Source organism: Pseudomonas abietaniphila, assembly GCF_900100795.1.
Lineage (GTDB): Bacteria > Pseudomonadota > Gammaproteobacteria > Pseudomonadales > Pseudomonadaceae > Aquipseudomonas > Aquipseudomonas abietaniphila.
The window spans coordinates 1-2298 of sequence record NZ_FNCO01000046.1 but is presented as its reverse complement, the minus strand read 5'-3'; the positions used below and the strand labels follow the sequence as shown (position 1 = coordinate 2298).

The window sequence follows — 2298 nt, the reverse complement described above, 5'->3', positions numbered from 1 at the left end:
AACCTGGCGGCCAAGGCTGCACTGGACGCCACTGTTGGCGATGAGATTGACCAAAAGAACGAAGAGGCTGCCATCGCGCTGGTCGCCCGGTGGAAAGACCTAGATTCGACCAAAATAGCCCAGCTCAACGAAGACGACAAAGCGCGCCACGCAAACGGCGAAATGGACGTGCCGTTTGAGGGGAGCACCGACGTTGTCGGTGTGAAATACCTGATCGAGAGTGTGGAAGATGCGATTGTAGGGAGCGTCGGGAAAGCGACAGTTCGTGCGATTGGTATGACTAGCACCAATGGTGGAATGTTAGGTGAAAATGGCGTAAAAACCTTTAGTAAAACAATATGGAAAGGAACTGGAAAAGAACGTTTGGATGTGGAAAATCCGAATCCAGGGCAGCGGGCAGGTCAGATTCACTATCAGGACAATGCGGGTAATAAATATTTATATGATCCGTTAACGAATACATTTCCTGGCGCTCCCAAGGCTGTGAATAAGTTATTGGATAACCCGAGATTTATGCAGGCTATATCCAAAGGTATGAGTAAATATTTAGGAGAATGATGTAGTGAAAGTAAATCAAAAAATGAGGAGTGAACTTGAAAAGACGCTTCCGCAGGTAACAGAATTACCCCAGGAGCTCTCCGAAATTCTTAAGATGGGGTTGTGTGTCGTCGACGATTGTGTTTTTTTGCTATCACTCTTGTCAATAGACACCAATGCTGAATTACATGATTTTCCCGATCGAACGGGCTATGAGTGTTTCATAAACTCGATACATATTGATGATTATGTGACGTGTGATTATCTTGAAAGTGCTTGTGTTTTTGCGCGCGAGTTGTATTTGATTTGGAGGGGGTTTGGGGCTCTGGGAGGGGTGAGATTTATGGTGATGAAAGACGAGTTCGGTGTTTTGATAAAGTTCCATAAAGTCAGAAGTGGTGAATCATTTTTTGCGGATGATTTAGAATTATACGAAGATGCATCAATGGTCTTCCAGAATGAAGAGGTCTTCGATTTTTTTCCGTGAGATTTATACTTGAGGCATTGGTTTGTGCTGACGTGAAACCCAGCTTGTTGAAGTTAAAGCTGGGGTGTCCTAGATGGCAATCAAGCTACATATGGCGCAACCGAACTGTACGCCGGGCGAGACGTTAATCTTAACGCTTCCAACGACCTGAGTCTGATCGGTACCCGCGTCGAAGCCGAGCGCTATATCAACCTCAAAGCCGGCAACGACCTGACCATCCGCGCTGCGCAGAACGATTCAAGCAGCCAGGAGAACCGTCACAGTGGCGGAGGCGAAGTCGGTTTGACATCAGGGCACGGAGGCATAGGCGTATACGCCAGCGTCAATCTGGGCCGAGGTAATCTCGACCGGGAAGCTGCCAAGCAACAGGAAGCTTACCTCTATGCCGGTAACACGTTGGGCTTTGAGAGTGGCCGAGACACCACTGTGGCCGGTGCGACACTGCGCGGCGATAACGTAATCGGCAAAGTCGGGCGCGACATGACCGTTTCTTCCGTACCAGACACCGGCAAGGTGACGGGCAAAGAGTTCGATGTCAGCGCAACGGTCACCGTGGGCTATGGGGGCAGCGTCAGTGGTTCGGTTGGCTACGGCCAGACCACAGGCAGCACGAACTGGGTTGGCAACCAGACCTCGATCACCGCCAAAGACCAACTCGACATCCGCACTGAGCAACACACCCAGCTCGATGGTGCTGTGCTCGCCTCGGACACGGGCAATCTCAAGCTCGATACTGGCACCCTCGGCTTCAGCGACATCGCAGGCAGCGACAAGGAACACGGCTACTACCTGAACGTGGGTGGCACCTATGGCTGGGGCGCCGGCGGCACCGCCACTCAGGATGCCAGCCAGGCTGGCAACGGCAAGGAAGGCGAAAGCGGCTGGAACGTCTCGGGTTACAACTACAACAAGGATCGTGAGCAGATCGTGCGTGCGACGGTGGGCGCGGGCGATATCACCGTCCGTGACGATGCCAAGACAGGAGGTGATTCAACGGCGGGCCTCAACCGCGACGTGAGCAAGGCGTACGAGATCACACGAGACGACGAGCACCGGACGGATTTGTATGTGTCGAGTTCCTCGATTGATCTGGTGACGCATCCGCTGGAAACGTGGGCGGTCTGGAAAGACAACGCCGAGAACTACAGCCATCAGCAAGCCAAGGTTCTATTGGACGGCGTTAACCGCCTTAGGGCTGAGTCGATCACGCTAGGTGACATCATCCCAGCGATGAAGGCGAGCCTTGGCGATGAAAAAGCCCTCAAGCTGACCAA

At 52.3% G+C, this 2298-nt stretch carries 2 protein-coding genes and 1 pseudogene; all 3 read left to right on the top strand.

The features are described 5' to 3' along the window. Positions 1–558 (top strand): hypothetical protein (locus tag BLS87_RS34375; RefSeq protein WP_208605239.1); only part of this gene is annotated, 558 nt, incomplete at its 5' end. 4 nt (positions 559–562) lie between these two features. Further along, positions 563–1024 (top strand): hypothetical protein, encoded by a 462-nt coding sequence (locus tag BLS87_RS33245; RefSeq protein WP_143024558.1) that lies wholly within the window; start codon positions 563–565, stop codon positions 1022–1024. 72 nt (positions 1025–1096) lie between these two features. Further along, positions 1097–2298: pseudogene (locus BLS87_RS33240) on the top strand (hemagglutinin repeat-containing protein); the annotation flags it as partial.